Source organism: Peribacillus sp. NPDC060253, from assembly GCF_042727425.1.
GTDB lineage: Bacteria > Bacillota > Bacilli > Bacillales > DSM-1321 > Peribacillus.
Genome location: NZ_JBHXAS010000003.1, coordinates 101,576 through 119,500, shown reverse-complemented (window position 1 = coordinate 119,500; position 17,925 = coordinate 101,576). Strand labels below are relative to the sequence as shown.

At 39.4% G+C, this 17,925-nt stretch carries 18 protein-coding genes; 14 read left to right on the top strand and 4 right to left on the bottom strand.

Features of this window, described 5'->3' with window-relative positions:
* Window positions 1-187 precede the first annotated feature (187 nt).
* The gene (gene pyc / locus ACFWE9_RS01940) at window positions 188-3,625 is read left to right on the top strand and encodes a pyruvate carboxylase (RefSeq protein ID WP_377355354.1); all 3,438 of its coding nucleotides are present in this window, start codon (window positions 188-190) and stop codon (window positions 3,623-3,625) included.
* A 192-nt stretch (window positions 3,626-3,817) separates the two neighbouring features.
* Here pyc and ACFWE9_RS01935 read toward each other — a convergent pair whose 3' ends face one another.
* Window positions 3,818-4,804: a COX15/CtaA family protein gene (locus ACFWE9_RS01935; RefSeq protein WP_230157478.1), complete on the bottom strand. Its 987-nt coding sequence runs from the start codon at window positions 4,802-4,804 to the stop codon at window positions 3,818-3,820.
* Window positions 4,805-5,407: 603 nt separating this feature from the next.
* Between ACFWE9_RS01935 and cyoE the strand changes: the two genes are divergently transcribed.
* The 7 genes from cyoE to ACFWE9_RS01900 all read left to right on the top strand — a co-directional run bounded on the left by cyoE (window position 5,408) and on the right by ACFWE9_RS01900 (window position 12,289).
* Window positions 5,408-6,346: a heme o synthase gene (gene cyoE, locus ACFWE9_RS01930; RefSeq protein WP_230157477.1), complete on the top strand. Its 939-nt coding sequence runs from the start codon at window positions 5,408-5,410 to the stop codon at window positions 6,344-6,346.
* Window positions 6,347-6,598: 252 nt separating this feature from the next.
* On the top strand, window positions 6,599-7,681 hold the full coding sequence (gene coxB / locus ACFWE9_RS01925; RefSeq protein ID WP_230157476.1) for a cytochrome c oxidase subunit II: 1,083 nt from the start codon (window positions 6,599-6,601) through the stop codon (window positions 7,679-7,681).
* A 24-nt stretch (window positions 7,682-7,705) separates the two neighbouring features.
* Window positions 7,706-9,577 carry a cytochrome c oxidase subunit I gene (gene ctaD / locus ACFWE9_RS01920; protein WP_230157475.1) on the top strand — a complete coding sequence of 624 codons (1,872 nt, stop codon included), beginning with the start codon at window positions 7,706-7,708 and terminating at the stop codon, window positions 9,575-9,577.
* On the top strand, window positions 9,577-10,206 hold the full coding sequence (locus ACFWE9_RS01915; protein WP_230157474.1) for a cytochrome (ubi)quinol oxidase subunit III: 630 nt from the start codon (window positions 9,577-9,579) through the stop codon (window positions 10,204-10,206). Before ctaD ends, ACFWE9_RS01915 begins: the two co-directional genes overlap by 1 nt.
* Window positions 10,207-10,209: 3 nt before the next feature.
* Window positions 10,210-10,545 carry a cytochrome c oxidase subunit IVB gene (ctaF, locus tag ACFWE9_RS01910; RefSeq protein WP_230157472.1) on the top strand — a complete coding sequence of 112 codons (336 nt, stop codon included), beginning with the start codon at window positions 10,210-10,212 and terminating at the stop codon, window positions 10,543-10,545.
* Window positions 10,546-10,698: 153 nt separating this feature from the next.
* Window positions 10,699-11,601, top strand: coding sequence for a cytochrome c oxidase assembly factor CtaG (gene ctaG / locus ACFWE9_RS01905; RefSeq protein WP_230157471.1), 903 nt, complete (start codon window positions 10,699-10,701; stop codon window positions 11,599-11,601).
* A 226-nt stretch (window positions 11,602-11,827) separates the two neighbouring features.
* Entirely contained in the window at window positions 11,828-12,289 is a 462-nt protein-coding gene (locus tag ACFWE9_RS01900) for a DUF420 domain-containing protein (RefSeq protein ID WP_377355353.1), read from the top strand.
* A 107-nt stretch (window positions 12,290-12,396) separates the two neighbouring features.
* On the opposite strand, the gene ACFWE9_RS01895 is transcribed toward ACFWE9_RS01900, so the two are convergent.
* Complete coding sequence (locus ACFWE9_RS01895; RefSeq protein ID WP_230157467.1) at window positions 12,397-12,759, bottom strand: YugN family protein; 363 nt, start codon at window positions 12,757-12,759, stop codon at window positions 12,397-12,399.
* A 345-nt stretch (window positions 12,760-13,104) separates the two neighbouring features.
* Here ACFWE9_RS01895 and ACFWE9_RS01890 point away from each other — a divergent pair, with 345 nt between their 5' ends.
* The 5 genes from ACFWE9_RS01890 to ACFWE9_RS01870 all read left to right on the top strand — a co-directional run bounded on the left by ACFWE9_RS01890 (window position 13,105) and on the right by ACFWE9_RS01870 (window position 16,192).
* The gene (locus ACFWE9_RS01890) at window positions 13,105-14,139 is read left to right on the top strand and encodes a CAP domain-containing protein (protein ID WP_377355352.1); all 1,035 of its coding nucleotides are present in this window, start codon (window positions 13,105-13,107) and stop codon (window positions 14,137-14,139) included.
* A gap of 370 nt (window positions 14,140-14,509) precedes the next feature.
* Window positions 14,510-14,941, top strand: coding sequence for a YlbD family protein (locus tag ACFWE9_RS01885; protein WP_230157463.1), 432 nt, complete (start codon window positions 14,510-14,512; stop codon window positions 14,939-14,941).
* 12 nt (window positions 14,942-14,953) lie between these two features.
* Window positions 14,954-15,196, top strand: coding sequence for a YlbE-like family protein (locus ACFWE9_RS01880; RefSeq protein ID WP_230157461.1), 243 nt, complete (start codon window positions 14,954-14,956; stop codon window positions 15,194-15,196).
* 60 nt (window positions 15,197-15,256) lie between these two features.
* Window positions 15,257-15,682, top strand: a complete 426-nt coding sequence (locus ACFWE9_RS01875; protein ID WP_230157459.1) for a hypothetical protein — start codon at window positions 15,257-15,259, stop codon at window positions 15,680-15,682.
* 60 nt (window positions 15,683-15,742) lie between these two features.
* A complete protein-coding gene (locus tag ACFWE9_RS01870; protein ID WP_230157863.1) occupies window positions 15,743-16,192 on the top strand; it encodes a YlbF/YmcA family competence regulator in 450 nt (149 codons plus the stop codon).
* A gap of 214 nt (window positions 16,193-16,406) precedes the next feature.
* Here ACFWE9_RS01870 and ACFWE9_RS01865 read toward each other — a convergent pair whose 3' ends face one another.
* Window positions 16,407-16,730, bottom strand: a complete 324-nt coding sequence (locus ACFWE9_RS01865) for a hypothetical protein (RefSeq protein WP_230157457.1) — start codon at window positions 16,728-16,730, stop codon at window positions 16,407-16,409.
* Between the two features lie 137 nt (window positions 16,731-16,867).
* On the opposite strand from ACFWE9_RS01865, the gene ACFWE9_RS01860 reads away from it, so the two are divergent.
* Window positions 16,868-17,143 (top strand): YlbG family protein, encoded by a 276-nt coding sequence (locus ACFWE9_RS01860; RefSeq protein WP_230157456.1) that lies wholly within the window; start codon window positions 16,868-16,870, stop codon window positions 17,141-17,143.
* Between the two features lie 44 nt (window positions 17,144-17,187).
* Here ACFWE9_RS01860 and ACFWE9_RS01855 read toward each other — a convergent pair whose 3' ends face one another.
* Window positions 17,188-17,577: a DUF7147 family protein gene (locus ACFWE9_RS01855; protein ID WP_230157454.1), complete on the bottom strand. Its 390-nt coding sequence runs from the start codon at window positions 17,575-17,577 to the stop codon at window positions 17,188-17,190.
* Window positions 17,578-17,925: the final 348 nt, after the last annotated feature.

Sequence of the window (17,925 nt, the reverse complement as noted above, 5' to 3'; positions counted from 1 at the left end):
TAGTTAGGATACATGAAAAGATAAATGTGAAAATATATCAAAATAATTACAACAACGATAAAATGGACCTTATAAGATCGGTATCCTTTGTTGGGGAAATAAACTTGTGAATAAAAAGTGGTGTAACCATCACGCTTTTTTTCTAAATATTTAATAAATAAAATACATATTGATGAGGGTGGTAGCAATGGGGAAACGTATAGAAAAAGTACTTGCGGCTAATCGTGGAGAAATAGCGATACGGATTTTTCGTGCATGTACAGAATTAGATATTCATACAGTTGCAATCTATTCAAAAGAAGATTATGGCTCTTATCACCGATATAAAGCGGATGAAGCATATCTCGTTGGGGAAGGCAAAAAGCCGATTGATGCCTATCTGGATATTGAAGGTATAATTGCGATTGCCAAAATGAGCGGAGTCGATGCAATTCATCCTGGTTATGGTTTCCTTTCAGAAAATATTGATTTTGCGAAACGTTGTGAAGAAGAAGGAATAATCTTCATCGGGCCAGAATCAAGACACCTAGATATGTTTGGTGACAAAGTAAAAGCAAGAACACAAGCTGAACTAGCTGATATCCCGGTCATACCTGGTAGCGATGGACCAGTGACCAGTGTAAATGAGGTCAAGGAATTTGGTGAACAATACGGTTTTCCAATTATTATAAAAGCCTCTTTAGGCGGCGGCGGACGTGGAATGCGGATTGTCGAAAAAATTGAAGAAGTTGAAGAAGCTTATGATCGGGCAAAATCCGAAGCAAAAGCAGCCTTTGGTAATGATGAAGTCTATGTTGAGAGATTCATACAAAATCCAAAGCATATCGAAGTTCAGATATTGGCTGATACTCATGGGAATATCGTCCATCTATATGAACGTGACTGTTCCGTACAGAGACGGCACCAAAAAGTTGTGGAAGTTGCACCTTCCGTTTCCCTTACGGAGGATTTAAGGGAAAGAATTTGTGAAGCAGCAGTCAAGTTGGCGGAAAATATCGACTATGTCAATGCTGGTACGGTCGAGTTCCTCGTAGCAAATGGCGAATTTTACTTTATTGAAGTCAATCCAAGGGTACAGGTTGAACATACCATTACTGAAATGATTACTGGCATTGATATCGTTCAATCCCAAATCATGGTTGCAGAAGGGCATGAGCTTCATGGCAAAAAGATAGGAATTCCAGAACAAGCAGGAATTAAAACACATGGGTATGCCATTCAATCACGGGTGACGACTGAGGACCCATTGAATAATTTCATGCCCGATACCGGGAAAATGATGGTATACCGTTCCGGTGGGGGATTTGGTGTCCGTCTGGACGCTGGGAACGGGTTCCAAGGTGCGGTGATCACACCTTATTATGATTCCCTTCTCGTTAAACTTTCCACTCATGCGCTTTCATTTGAGCAAGCAGCTTCTAAAATGGTTCGTAATCTTAAGGAATTCAGGATCCGTGGGATTAAAACAAATATCCCCTTCCTTGAAAATGTTGTTAAACATGAAAAATTCATCAATGGAGAATATGATACATCCTTCATTGATTCAACACCGGAATTGTTTAACTTCCCGGTCAGGAAAGACCGTGGGACAAAAATGCTCTCCTATATCGGAAATGTTACGGTAAATGGTTTCCCGGGTGTTGAGAAAAAGAAAAAACCTGTCTTCGATCCTGCTCCAATTCCGAATGTTGGTGGCCTGCCGCTTATTTCGGGTACAAAAAATATTCTGGAACAAAAAGGTGCAGAAGGACTTGTTAATTGGATTAAAGAGCAAAAAGAGGTATTGATCACAGATACGACTTTCCGTGATGCACATCAATCTTTATTGGCGACGAGAATTAGATCGAAAGATATCCTTGATATCGCTGAGCCTACAGCAAAACTTCTTCCTGATTTATTTTCAATGGAAATGTGGGGCGGGGCGACTTTTGATGTAGCTTATCGCTTCTTGAAGGAAGATCCATGGGACAGGCTGTTAAGTTTCAGGAAAAAAGCACCGAACGTCCTTTTACAAATGCTTTTAAGGGCTTCAAATGCAGTTGGCTATAAAAATTACCCTGATAATGTCATTCGTGAATTCGTAGAGAAATCAGCGGATGCAGGTATTGATGTTTACCGTATTTTCGATAGTTTAAACTGGGTTAAAGGGATGGAAGTCGCTATAGATGCTGTCCGTCAATCTGGAAAAATTGCCGAAGCGGCCATTTGTTATACTGGGGATTTGAATGATCCATCACGCAGCAAATATAATATCGACTACTATAAAAACATGGCGAAGGAATTGGAACATGCCGGTGCCCATATTTTAGCGATCAAAGATATGGCTGGTCTCCTGAAACCGGATGCCGCTTACCGTCTTGTGTCGGAATTGAAAGAAACGACATCCCTTCCAATCCATCTGCATACTCATGATACAAGCGGGAACGGGATTTACATGTATTCAAAAGCGATTGAAGCTGGTGTGGATATCGTTGATACGGCAATTGGGTCTTTAGCCGGGCTAACTTCACAGCCAAGTGTACAAACCTTGCATTATGCACTGGAAGGGTCAAGCAGACAGCCTAAATTGGAAGTCGATTCACTAGAGCGCTTAGGAGAGTATTGGGGAGAGGTCAGGAAATTATACCATGACTTCGAAAGCGGCATGAATGCACCTCATACCGAAGTATACAAACACGAAATGCCTGGCGGTCAATATAGCAATCTGCAGCAACAGGCTAAAGCTGTGGGGCTGGGGGAACGCTGGCATGAAGTGAAAGAGATGTATCAGCGTGTCAATGCAATGTTCGGTGATATCGTTAAAGTAACACCTTCTTCCAAAGTCGTTGGGGACATGGCGTTATTCATGGTTCAAAATAACTTAACTGAAGAAGATGTTCTGACAAAAGGCAAAACCATCGATTTCCCTGATTCAGTAATAGAATTATTCGAAGGCTACCTCGGTCAGCCGGTTGGTGGATTCCCGAAAGAGCTACAGGAAGTTATCCTAAAGGGGAAAAAACCGATAACAGTAAGACCGGGTGAATTATTGGAAGAAGTGGACTTTGGTGCGCTTAAAGAAGAATTATTCAAGGAATCGGGACGGGCTGTCACGGATTTCGATGTACTTGCATATGCCCTATATCCAAAAGTATTCTTGGATTACAATAAAACCATTGATCTGTTTGGCGATGTTTCCAACCTTGATACCGCTACTTTCTTATATGGAATGAGACTAGGGGAAGAAATTGAAGTTGAAATCGAAAAGGGTAAAACGCTCATCGTTAAATTAGTATCAATCGGAGAACCGTTGGCTGATGGGACAAGGGTTGTGTATTTTGATTTGAATGGACAATCACGAGAAGTGATCATCAAAGATGAAAACATTAAATCTTCTGTTATATCAAAAATGAAAGCTGATCCAAAAAATAAAGAACAAATCGGTGCGACAATGCCAGGTACGGTAATTCGTGTGGTCGTCGAGAAAGGCGATCAGGTCAAACAGGGTGATCACTTGATCATTACGGAAGCGATGAAAATGGAAACTACCGTGCAAGCACCTTATTCCGGTACCATTAAAGACATTTATGTTAAAGATGGAGAAGCAATTAGTACCGGTGATTTATTGATTGAATTAACTAAGTAATATCGCTGCTTGGGGCCTTTTGGATGATTTGGGTCATATTGGGTTGGCTTGAAGTTTCAAGCTGCCCTATGCCCTCCTTTAGGCAATGTGTTGCCATATGGAATGTCTTCTTAAGGTAAAGAAAGAACCACCATTCTCGGGAATGGTGGTTTTTGTTTTATCTTATTATCTTATTGATTGAACAATCAGACATTAACGAGCGGGGATCGTTGGCGTTATATCCTGTTCGTCCTGTCCGTTGACAATATGGGGGGAGCTTCCTTTTTGCATGGCTAGGGCATTTTTTTTGCTTCTTGAAGTCAATAGCATCAAGTAACTCATTACTCCAAAAAAGCAGGCAATGAACAATGCGTGTGCCAAAGCGATATATAAATTCAGCCTTGAGACAATGATAAAGGCTCCAGCGGTAACTTGTAAAAAAACGAGAATGAATGCAGTAATCCAACCGCCATATAATACTTTTTGATTTTTGTAATATTTATGAGCAATATAAGTCACATAAGATACCCAAATGAAAATCATGCCAGCAATTGCACGGTGCCCCATTTGAACCCATTCATAAAGGTTGGAGGGGAGCGCAAGGCTGTCATTCACACATAAAGGCCAATCCTTACAGATTAAACTAGATTCTGTATGCCTCACAAGGGCACCCGTATATACCACTACTAGACTGAAAATCAATACGCCGATAATATGGAATTTCATTCGTTTATCAACTATAAGTTTTTCTGCTTCGAACTTCTTGTCCACTTCAAAAATCAATAGTGTTAGTAAAAGGACGGAAGCAAAGGAAATGAGTGATATGCCAAAATGCAGGGCCAGAATGAAATCGGATTGTGACCAAAGGACGGCTGCTGCTCCAATCAGCCCTTGTAATAACAGAAAACTAAAAGAAAGAACGGATAAGAAGCGTGCTTCGCGAATATGGCCAATTTTTCGCCAAGATAAATACGATAAAATTAAAACCAGGAATCCTCCTGTACCTGAAACGAGTCGATGGGAAAGCTCAATGATCAATTCAAGCGTGATTTTGTCAGGGATCAATTGACCATTGCACAATGGCCAGGACCTGCCGCATCCCATGCCGGAATCCGTCTTCGTGACTAAAGCTCCACCCAGTAAGATGAAAAGCATTACAATCGTAGTTAAAACAGCAAACCATTTAAGAGACGATTTCACTAGTAGTCCCACCTTTTTCTCTGTAGACAAGTTAGTTTATTCCATACAATTCATAATAGCATAAGATTTTACATAATATTTGTCGAACTTCCTCGATATTACACAAAATAGAATGATTTTACAAGTTCAGTTAATATTATGGCCATTAATTAAAATGCCCGAAATGGTTGAAAGTTGCAAAAGACTTTGATAGAAATAAAGGGAGTGTAAACCTTCAAGTAGGTGCAAAATAGAGATAGACCTAGGGGATGATCATAATAACGTACGATTCGTGTTCTTGATGACAAACTTATCATGTGCAGTGAAATTATCGAGACACAAATTGGTCAAAAATATACAAAAAATTTTCACAAAAGCTTCCAAAAATATGCTTTAATATATTGAAGAAATGATTTTACTAAATTTTACTGTTTTTAAGCATGATATTAAGAATAGTAGCTATTGATGGATTCCATTGGTAACGGTCATTGGTAAATAATTTACTTTTTGTTTACGCTTCTTTGGTTACAAATATCAAAAAGTATGAAATAATGTTCTATAGCATATGTAAGTATTTTTTTTTACATTGCGTCTTTGCTGAATGGATTTAAAGGAGGAAAACAAATGTCAGAAACAAGGGGTTTGTCGGAAGCTGTCATGAAGGACAGTAAAGCCGCCCTTCAATCGGATATACCGGAAACAACTGCTTGGAAGGATTTTCTCGCACTGATAAAAGTGGGGATTGTCAATTCAAATATAATTACAGCCTTTACCGGCGTATGGTTAGCCCTTCATTTTTCGGGGCTTAGCTTCTTAAGTAATCTGGATGTAGTGTTTTATACACTTGCAGGCTCGGCACTTATTATGGCGGGATCATGCAGTTTCAATAATTATTATGACCGTGATATCGATCATTTAATGGAAAGAACGAAAAACAGGCCAACGGTAACTGGGAAAGTACAACCTTCAAAGGTATTGGCGTTAAGCTTTGGTTTAATTGCCGCCGGGCTGATTTTACTCGCATTGACAAATATGACAACTGCCATCCTTGGTGCACTTGGCGTCTTCGCCTATGTTGTCTTATATACCATGGTTTTTAAACGCAGATTTGTTTCAAATACGATTATAGGCAGCATATCTGGAGCGGTACCTCCACTAATCGGGTGGGCTGCCGTTGACCCTAACCTTGATATGATTGCTTGGGTTCTGTTTGCAATCATGTTCTTGTGGCAGCCGCCTCATTTTTATGCACTTGCAATGAGGCGTGTCGAAGAATATCGTGCAGCGGGGGTACCGATGCTTCCGGTTGTAAAAGGGTTCAAGGCTGCTAAAAGATCAATTATGTTATGGATCATTTGTTTAATGTTCATTCCTTTCTTCTTAACTCCATTAGGAACTCCACTGGTAGTTCTTGCTGCTTTATTGAGCACAGGTTGGCTTATTTTGGGGATTAAAGGGTACAAAAAGAAAGATGATGTTAAATGGGCAACATCCATGTTTGTATATTCTTTAAATTATATGACCATTTTATTTGTAGCGATGGTTATTGTTACACTTATCTAGTTTTGGTTAAATTAAACTGAAGCCTGTTCTTGTACAGGCTTCAGCTTACCAATAAATAATGCACTAACCGCCATTTCATACATATTAACGGAGTCAACAGGTCATTCATAAGAGCGGTTACATGAATCTTCGTAGTAATTCCTTAGATTAGGGATTCTTTCTTTTTAGAAATTGACATAGAGAGAATATTCGCAATTGCGCCCATTTTTATTTTTGTGAGAAAATTTTGACGAAAGAGGGGTTTCTGAAACTATGAAAAAAAGGCTGCACAAATGGCGCCTAATTGCTTTGCTGGGTATTGTAGGACTTGTCCTTTCGGGCTGCGGCGAACCATTTCTATCCGCACTGAAGCCAGCTGGCGATGTTGCGCAATCTCAGTATGACTTACTGATATTGAGTACACTAATCATGGTACTGGTTATTATTGTTGTGATTATTTTGTTCGTTGTAGTTTTACTGCGCTTCCGTCGGAAGAAAGGCGACGAAACAATACCGAAACAAATTGAAGGAAGTCATAAACTCGAAATTATCTGGACTGTTATCCCTATCCTTCTTTTAATTGTTCTGGCTGTTCCAACTGTCGTCACGACTTTCGACTTAGCTGACACAAAGGCAATGGATAAGAAAGATAAGGATGGAAAAACGAAGGATGCTCTTGTCGTGAATGTTAGGGCGAACCTTTATTGGTGGGAGTTTGAATATCCAGACCTTGGCGTTATCACAAGTCAGGATTTGGTTGTGCCAACCGACCAAAAAGTCTATTTCAATCTTACTGCTTCAGATGTCAAGCATTCATTTTGGATACCGGCTGCCGGAGGAAAGATGGATACAAATACAGAGGGAGTCAATAAGTTTTACTTAGAATTCGATAGTAAAAAGGCAGAAGATTCGAACAACTTATTTTACGGGAAATGTGCTGAACTTTGCGGTCCTTCCCATGCCTTGATGGATTTTAAGGTCGTACCGAAGTCTAAAAGTGACTTTGAAGCTTGGGCTAAAGATATGAAAGCCACGAAAGAGCCTGTCGTGGAAGGTGATGTAGCCAAGCAGGGTGAAGCTGTGTTTAATAAAAGTTGTATAGGTTGTCATGCGGTGACACCAAATGACAGCAGGCCTGAGGCTGCTCGTCAGGCACCGAATCTGTCTACCTTCGGTGAGCGTCAAAAAATTGCTGGCGTATTGGATCACACTGAAGAAAATGTGAAAAATTGGATCAAGGATCCTGAGAAGTATAAACCGGGTAACACGATGACAGGTACTTACGGTGAACTTTCAGATTCAGATATTAATGCACTGGCAGCTTATCTTTTAGAGCTTAAAGTGGAAGAAAAATAGAACATTAATTAAGGAGGTTAAATCGTGAGTACGTACGCTAATAAAAAAGGATTTGGCGCTACGATTTGGGATTATCTGACGACGGTAGACCATAAGAAAATCGCCATTTTATATCTTATCTCTGGCGGGTTATTCTTTGTAATCGGCGGTTTGGAAGCGATGTTTATCCGTATCCAGCTTGCAATTCCAAATAATGACTTCGTAAGTGCCGGATTTTATAATGAAATATTGACCATGCACGGTACGACAATGATATTTCTGGCGGCCATGCCATTAGTATTCGCTGTAATGAATGCGGTCGTACCCTTACAAATAGGGGCACGTGATGTTGCGTTTCCATTTTTAAACTCGTTAGGTTTTTGGTTATTTTTCTTCGGAGGAGTCTTTTTGAATCTTTCGTGGTTTTTAGGGGGGGCTCCTGATGCAGGCTGGACATCATATGCATCACTTTCCCTGCACTCCGCTGGCCATGGCATAGATTTTTATGTCCTTGGACTACAATTATCAGGGTTTGGAACACTAATGGCAGGGATCAATTTCCTTGTTACCATTATTAATATGCGTACGCCGGGCATGACCTATATGCGTATGCCGCTGTTTACATGGTCAACTTTCGTCGTTTCTGCATTGATATTATTCGCTTTTCCTCCGCTTACCGTAGGATTGGTGCTAATGATGTTCGATCGGATGTTTGGCGCGAATTTCTTCGATGTAGCAGCAGGGGGAAATACGATCATTTGGGAGCATTTATTCTGGATATTCGGTCACCCGGAAGTGTATATCCTGATTCTTCCTGCATTTGGTATTTTTTCTGAAATTTTTGCTACATTCTCGAGAAAAAGATTGTTCGGTTATTCCTCGATGGTATTCGCAACCGTCTTAATCGGTTTCTTAGGTTTCATGGTATGGGCCCACCATATGTTTACAACAGGTTTGGGACCTATCGCAAATGCGATTTTTGCTGTAGCTACCATGGCAATCGCGGTACCAACAGGTATTAAGATATTCAACTGGATTTTTACGATGTGGGGTGGAAGTGTCAAGTTCACGGTTCCGATGCTTTATGCCGTTGCCTTTATTCCTACATTTACGATGGGTGGCGTGACAGGTATCATGCTTGCATCAGCACCTGCAGATTATCAATACCATGATAGTTATTTCGTTGTTGCCCATTTCCATTATGTAATTGTCGGTGGGGTTGTATTGGGATTACTGGCTGGAATCAATTTCTATTGGCCGAAGATGTTTGGAACGATGTTAAGTGAAAAATTGGGGCAAATCACATTTTGGACGTTCTTGATTGGTTTCCATTTAACATTCTTCATTCAACATTTCTTAGGTCTGATGGGTATGCCTCGTCGCGTATTTACGTTCTTGGACAATCAAGGTTTCAATGCAGGTAATATGATAAGTACCGTTGGAGCCTTCTTAATGGCATTTGGTGTCTTGGTTATGGTCATCAATATAATCATTACATCTGTAAAAAATGAAAAAGTCGGCAATGATCCATGGGGAGATGGCCGTACGCTTGAGTGGGCCATTGCATCACCACCGCCGTTTTATAATTTTAAACAACTTCCGCTGGTCCGCGGTTTAGATCCTTACTGGGTTGAGAAAATGGAAGGTAAAAAGGAAATGACTCCTGCAGAACCACTTGGGGATATCCATATGCCGAATTCATCCATTCTGCCTGTAACGATTGCTTTGGGTTTATTTGTAGCCGCATTCGGTGCTTTATATCATATGGATGACAAGTCATGGACACTGCCTATCATCATCGTTGGGCTTTTGATCACATTCGGATCGATGTTAATCCGTTCCGTTAAAGATGATCATGGTTTCCATATCCATAAAGAGGAATTAATGGACGATAAAGACAAGGGAGGGAAGGCATAATGCAAACAGATGAAAAATTCACGGATGCCACTTGGCCTGCTGCTCCCGAAAAAGCAACTCTGGAAGGGAAAAATAAGTATTTGGGATTTTGGTTGTTTCTTGGTGGAGAGACAGTCCTATTTGCCTCCCTATTTGCAACTTACCTTGCCTTAAAGGATAAAGTACCAAATGGTGAAGCAGCCCTAGCAAAAGATTTATTCGAATTACCGCTTACTTTTGTTGCGACCATGCTGTTATTGACCAGTTCATTAACAAGCGTATATGCGGTATACCATATGAAAAATAACCACTTTAAACAAATGCAAGCCTGGTTTGTCATTACGATTGCTCTTGGCTTTGGTTTCCTAGGCCTTGAGATTTATGAATTTAATCACTATGTTCATGAATATCATCATACATTTACAAGTAGTGCATTCGGCTCCGCTTTCTATACGTTAGTCGGTTTTCACGGTGGACACGTTGCCTTTGGTTTAATGTGGTTCATATCTCTGATGGTGCGCAATGCAAGAAGGGGTTTGAATTTATACAATGCCCCTAAATTTTATATCGCGAGTCTTTATTGGCATTTCATTGACGTAGTCTGGGTGTTTATCTTTACAGTCGTATACTTAATGGGAATGGTGGGATAACTGATGGCGAATGAACAGTCAAATTCAGCGAACCCGAATGTCGATTTAAAATATCGCCGTAAGAAAAATGCTGAAGAGATGAAACATCAAGTGATAACATTTGTGCTAATGATTTTCTTTACATTACTATCTTTTGCTGCAGTAGGAATTGAAGGTTTTTCACATTGGTTCATTAAACCGGTCATTTTGCTGCTGGCAGTTATACAAGTGATTTTCCAACTGTATTATTTTATGCATATGAAGCATAAAGGGCATGGTACCATTGCATTGTTTTTATTTTCTGGCCTTGCAGTCGGCTTGATAACTGTCCTTGTATTCACAACGATCGTTTGGTTATAAATCATAAAGAAAATCGGCTATTGAATGATAGCCGGTTTTCTTTATGTATGTGTTGATTTTCCAGAAAAGGAATCCAAGTTTATCTATATTTGTTACTAAGTTTTAATTTAGGTATAATAAAGTAAGAAAAAGTTTATGAACGAGGTGATTTTTTTGTCTATTGATATTTTCGGATTTCGAGCTTTATGGAGTCCTTACTATTTTGCCGTCCTCGTACTTATAACCGTTGGCTATTTTTGGCTGGTGACAAAAAAAAGGGAAGAGTTTTCGGGAAGTTCATCCCCTTTCGTTAAACAGACAACTTATTTTTTAATTGCTATGATCCTACTTTATATAGTAAAAGGATCGCCACTGGACTTGTTGAGCCATATCATGTTCAGTGCCCATATGTTTCAAATGGCCTTGCTCTATCTGGTGATTCCGCCTTTATTTATTATTGCGATACCAGATTGGGTTTGGAGATCTTTCATAAATTCAAGGGGAGTGAATGCGTTTTTTCATTTTTTCACGAGGCCCCTTGTCGCCCTTTTACTATTTAATGTCCTATTCTCGTTGTACCATATCCCGCTAGTGTTCGACTTTATCAAAACGGGGATGTGGATTCATGCCGGATACACGGTGCTCTTATTTACGACTGCAGTTCTGATGTGGTTCCCACTTGTTAATCAACTGCCAGAACACGAAAGCCTATCGGGTGTAAAAAAGGTGGCTTATATTTTCGGAAGTGGCATATTAATGACTCCAGCTTGTGCTTTAATCATTTTTGCTAATGCCCCAATGTATGATACATTTACGAATGCTGAATCTTGGGCGAGTGCCATGGAACTTTGCGTACCTGCTTCAGCACTGTCAAATTTAACGCTCAGTGGTCCGGAAATGTTCAATGGATTGCCATTGCTTGAGGATCAACAGCTTGGTGGGGTGTTGATGAAGGTGATTCAAGAAATCGTATTAGGCTATGTATTAGGTGTCATTTTCTTTGCTTGGTTCAAACAGGAGAATGGCGGGCAAAATGATATCGATCCGGTTCCTTCGGATTTTCAGACTGTAAAATAGGTGAACCGCAAAAGACTTGTCTAGGCCGGACAAGTTTTTTGTATGTCATTGCTGCTAAGTATTGCTGGGGAATGGATATCAATTGAAAAGCAAATAGCTAGTGATTTGTCTTGGCTTTTCTATAAAAGTGAGCATTCTGTTAATAATACTTGATTTTATTGTATTTTATGATTACCTCTTATAAAATGGTAGTTGATTAATAAATATAGAGAGGACTACAATTCATATGTCTTTACCAATCCTTCCAACGATAAGTACAGCTTTTATTGTATTAAGTGCCATCACTGTTGCAATAGGCTGGTATCAAATTAAACAACGCAAGATCGAGACCCATAAAAAAACCATGATGGTAGCTGCTGTTTTTGCGGTAATCTTTTTCGCTATATATCTTTCTCGTACGGTCTTTATTGGCAGTACGTCATTTGGTGGACCCGCTGACATTAAAATTTATTATACGATTTTTTTGATCTTCCACATAACGCTTGCTACAACTGGAGCTGTTTTGGGAATCATCATGCTTACCACTGGGTTTAAAGGGAAATTTGTCATTCATAAAAAAATCGGGCCTACGACAAGTATCATTTGGTTTTTCACTGGGATTACTGGAGTAGCCGTTTACATTCTGCTGTATGTCATTTATCATGGCGGAGAAACAACCTCTTTAATAAAGGCGATCCTAGGATTTTAAATAATGAAAAAGCCTGGTGCAAAAAGCATCAGGCTTTTGTAATGGATGCAAAAAAGAGAGCATCAAATATGATACCCTCTTTTGTACCGCATTTGTACTAACGGCTTTTACAGGCCATTGAATTGAGTAAGTTCTTCTTTGATCTGAGCGAGGTTTTTTTCGCATTGTTTAACTAGTGATGCAGGGAAGTCCTCTCCTTCGCCATATTCAACTCCGTGTGGATAATAGTGTTTCCCTAATAGAGGAACCATTAGTTTGATGACGGCCCTGTGAGCGCCTACATCACCTTCTGTAGCATAGCCAAGTATTCGCAGGTAAAACGTGCCTTCTTTTAATTCGAATTTACGATCGTAACTGACTCTTTCATAATCCCATTGTTCTGCACGTATTAAACCGTACTGCGGCATTAGGTCATCTAATCGGTTTAAGTCGGCTGTGATGTTTTCGATTCCAAAGCTTTCAAATTTCACGAGTAGTACCTCCTATGTTTACTTTTGAGAATTAAAATGACATACCGGGAAAATATTATGTACATGAATATATTAAAAATCTCCAAGTATGTTTATAATATACCATTTTATCCTATATTTTATAATAGTATGAAATGGTGGAAGTTGCAATGAACTAAAACCATGGTATTTTAATCATTCAAAAAAGTTCCACTTTTAAATAAATTTAATGAAGCGGCAGTCTAACGTAAATTAGAAAAATATGATTGAACAATGATATAATCAGGAAAGAAAGGTTTTTGCATTGGATACATAAATTAGATAGAGAGAGGGTGTGTTCCTCTGCGCAGTTTAGGTAAGGTGTTGGTGTTAATCGTTATTTTTTTCGTAATCGGTATTTATCTTAATATCGGTGATGAAGATAAAGGAAACCTTCTTATTGATGGTAACAATGGTATTAACCCCAATGAACATATAAATGAAAAGAGTACTTCTTCCCAAAAAGAAGTGGCGACTAAAGCGACAGAAGGTCTGGCAGTAACAATCGGGAAACATGTAAAAGAGATAGAAAAGGAATACGGTGAGCCTGATCGAATTGATATGTCCGCCTATGGATATGAATGGTGGATTTATAAAAAGGACTATAACAATTATTTTCAATTAGCCATAGAAAATGAAAAAGTGGTATCCGCTTATGGAATCGGTGATAAGGTAAATGTGGCTCCTTTTAAAATTGGACAATCCATTGATGCCATCTATTCCAGCTTATATGTGGAACCTACTGTTGATATTGAGGTTGACGACAGTTCCTATCGTTTTGAATTGTCGGAGGAAGATATGAACATGAGGCCTTTGATTCAGCTAGGCGACATACATGTTCAGCTGTATTTGGATAAATTCACAGGAACTGTTTCAAGTATTCGGTTTCTGGATGATTCCGCCCTTTTAAAGCAGCAGCCTTATGAGTTGACCTATCATGGAAAACTTTTGACAGTTGAGGACCTTTCTAAAGAAGACTTGGTGAAGGTGGAAGATGGAAATGAGCAGCAGATTTTCGATATTACGAATATCATGCGCCGCAGATTTGATTTGAAGCCTTTAGAGTGGGATGGTCCTGCAGCGGAGGTTGCTTACCTTCATAGCCGGGAAATGACGGACACTCCTGAAGGAACCCATGTTTCTGAAGCAAATGGGGACTTGGAAAAACGTCTTGATGCAGGTCATGTTAAATACAAAGCAGCAGGTGAAAATATTGCGGCTAAGTATGTGGACGCAGCGGAAGTGATGGAAGGCTGGCTAAATAGTAAAGGGCATCGGGATGCGATGCTTAACGAGGAATTTACAGGACTGGGTGTTGGGGTTTATAAAAAGTACTACACCCAGAATTTTATAAAAAAATAAAAAAAACGGATCCAATTTGGGTCCGTTTTTTTGTTATGGCTCCTTTCATTATCAAGATGAAAAAGTTCCCTGTCAATACAGCACGAAGTTCACACTCATCATGGTAGACCTTCCCCTCAATGAAAATTCTATGTATAAATTGGCACGTACACGTTAATTCATCCCCTGTTTGCCTACATCCTTATGTAATTGAACAAGCATGAAATATATCAATATTTTCCTTTTGCTTTAATCCAACATGTTTATACCTCCTTTTCACTGGTATTACACGATAAGGAAATTCGATTGCATTTTCAAAGGAATGGATGCACTTTTTATTTCACTGTAGCATATGGTGGAATAGGCGATGTCTATGTGTGAGGTGAGAGTAATGGCAAAAAAAAAGCGCCCATCCGTCGATGGATTTCGGGAGTTTGTCAAGAAGCATCCTTATTTAGTGAACGAAGTGAGAAACAAGCAAGCAACATGGCAGGAACTTTTTGAAGAATGGTATTTACTCGGGGAAGATCATCCACGCTGGCAGGCTGACGGCAGTGTGAAAGATTCCTTGGTGAATTCAGAAACCCCGTCACAGCCGGAAGATAAGGGAGAACAGGGTACAGAGTTGATCGGTTCGTTAATGAGTGCAGTTAAAAATATGGATATGGGCCAGATTCAACAATATATTACCAATGCCAATCAGGCCATTGGAGCAATCCAAGGAGTTCTATCTGCTTTCCAAGGGAATAAATCAGGTGAGTCCAGTTCTCCACCAAAAGAAAAAGAGCAGAGAGCTAACCCTTTTATATTCACCAAAGATTAAGGAGGGCATTTCATGCGTCAAAATATATATGAATTCATTCAAACAAACGAAGATATGCGAAATTACTTGAGAGTACAACCTGGGTGGTATAAAAGACTAATGCGTAATCCCCATGAAGTGGATGTTTTTGAAACCGAAGCGAAATATTATTTTGAGAAGTCGATTCCCCATCGGGTTTCTAAATTTTCGGAAAGCGTTCAGGTTGCCTCCATGATGCTCCATATGTTCCAGGCAATGAACGCTCCAGGTGAATGAAGAAAAAAAGAGTAAAATACTCCTTTTGGCGAACAATAAAGGCAAAAGGGGGACGATGGTATGAGAAAGTTGATTTTGGTTCTAACAGTGTTGATGGCAGCTGCAGGTTGTGGAAAGAAAATACCGGAACCTGAGAATTCAGGAGCAGCTATAAAAGATGTATCTACCCTAAAAGCTGCCACCACTGTATCAAGCGTCCGAGATTCAGATGAAGATTTTCGGGTAAATACCTTTGTGAAAGGCAACTCTGTATACGTAGAGTGCTACTTGAAAAACTATGGTTTTTCTGAAGCGAATTCCGATCAATTGGCAACTGTGTCCGTATTTATTGATAATCAAAAGAAAGTCGATATGAGAACGGCAGCATTTATCTTAAAGGATATCCCGAATGGCATGCATAAAATAAGGCTGGAGATCTTAAATGATTCAGGTGAAAAAACAGGGTTGCAAAAAGAGTTTAAGGTACATATCACTTCATCGATTTAATCAAACCATTAGCATCTGAAAGAGAGAAATGGTAAAATGATGATGGAGGTGAGCTTGTTCATGCTTGCTACTATGGAAATCATCGACATTTTACAACAGGCTGACGGATTGGCTGATATGATCCTTCATTCTGATATAGGGGAAGAATATCTCCTTAGTTTATATAAATTACAGAGCGACAAAGAGGCACAGCGGAAGATTTCGAAGTTTACTTCATTAAAGGATCATTTTGAAGATGTTCAGAGGTTCGGTAAGTATCATCCGGATTATAAACGCATCAATTTAGAGACAAGAGAAGCTAAACGAGATATGGATATGCATCCTGCCGTTGCTGAGTTTAAAAGGGCGGAGACCGAATTGCAATCCGTTCTTGATGAGATAAGCGGAAGAATAGGCCGTGCGGTTTCCGAACAGGTCAAAACCCCTGCAGGAAATCCATTTTTTGTATCATCCGGTGGATGTTCATCGGGAAGCTGCGGAACTGGTGGAAGTTGTGGGTGCTCCGCTTAGCAATCATAACGAATGCCTACGAATTGGCATTCATGCAATGACATAAGGCCATCGAAATTCGGTATTGCTTTCGGATTTCGGTGGCTGTGTCATGTAAGAAAACCGCCATCGGGGCAGTGGGATATAATCAACCGAGGCATGCTTAACTTGAACCTCATCCCATACGAAGCTTTAGGGCTGCATTTACCAGTTGCAATCAACGAACGCTGAACGTTTAACTGCGAAATAGGATACAGTCGGGACAAAGGTTGCCGCAGCAAAACATCTTTTGTTGCGGCACAAAAAAACGATGGCGGAATACATATACATGTTCTTCCTGCCGTACAAAAATGGTTTCACAATGGAGCTGCTTGCCGCGCATTGAAAGGCTTGCGGCTTTTTTTATTAAGAAAAAAAGCTTACTTTTATCATTTTGTGCCAAATGATAATGGATATATATAAATGGTATGCCGGTGAACTTCCTGAACGAAGCTTGTGTAATTTCTTCATTATCTAACAGATGATCAATAAATTGATGCCAAATTTGATCTAAATCCATTGATTTGTTGGCTCCCTTCAAAGTATATATATTCATAATAGTAAGAGAATTTCGTTTATAATCTTTTTTCTTGGTTGAAAGTAAAGATTCTGCTATGCTACACTTAGTTAAAACCTTTATAAAAGGGAGTTATTGATATGCTTGGAGCGAGACAAGGAATCATCGTCTATTTACATACATTAAAACAAGCCAAAATGCTTAGGAAGTTTGGAAATATCCATTATGTTTCAAAAAAGTTGAAATATGTAGTCCTCTATACGAATATGGACGAAGTGGAACCACTGGTGGAGAAATTGAATAATTATTCGTTCGTAAAAAAAGTGGACCTTTCTTATAAGCCTTTTTTGAAGTTGGAATTTGAAAACTCCAAACCGGATAAAGCGAAAGAATATGATTATAAAATGGGAATTTGAAAAAAGCTGACTCATGCGGAGTCAGCTTTTTTCAATTCAGAGCATCAGCCTAATGGAGGTAGGTACCTATTCATTCGCAAAATGCCGATTAAGTGCTGGTAGTATAACTCGATTTCTGCAAAGAGAAACGAAGATTTCACATCGATTTCAATAATGGGTTTATCTAGTTCCTCCGACAAGTTCTCAAAAAGCTCATACCGTTTGTTTTTGGTGACATGAGGGTTTGGTATTCCTTCACGGCAAATATAAAGCGGTTGGAATTTCCCTGGGTCTGTAGGCGACATGACGATCACCAATGAGGTTACCTTTTTATCATGCATTGTAGTATGCAGGGCCAATAGCCTTGCAACTCGATGCTTCTGATTGCGTCCTACTTCAAGCAGTTCATATATATCGGAATATCCTTGTCCAAGTTCAATAAAACGTTGAATCAATTAAACCTCTCCTAACTAACTTATTATTCATTACTTTATCATTTTCCCTCATAAAAGAGAAGGACTACTTCATTGACAAAGAACACTAGACATCAGAGGTTTACAAAAAAAAAGCCCTGCAAAAATTTGCAGGGTCCTTCTATGTCTATTTAAGGACCAGAAGGCAAAGGGAGAGGAGAAACCGGAGGAAGAACTTATGGGGAAACGTAAGCCTTCTCCGCGGTTGGCAACAACACCTAAAAAGGAATGTTGTTATTCACATTATTGCCAAAAACGACTTTATTATTCAAAATGAAAGAGATTTATAAAAAGAATGATTGTCTACTATACAATGTAAAAAATTCATAA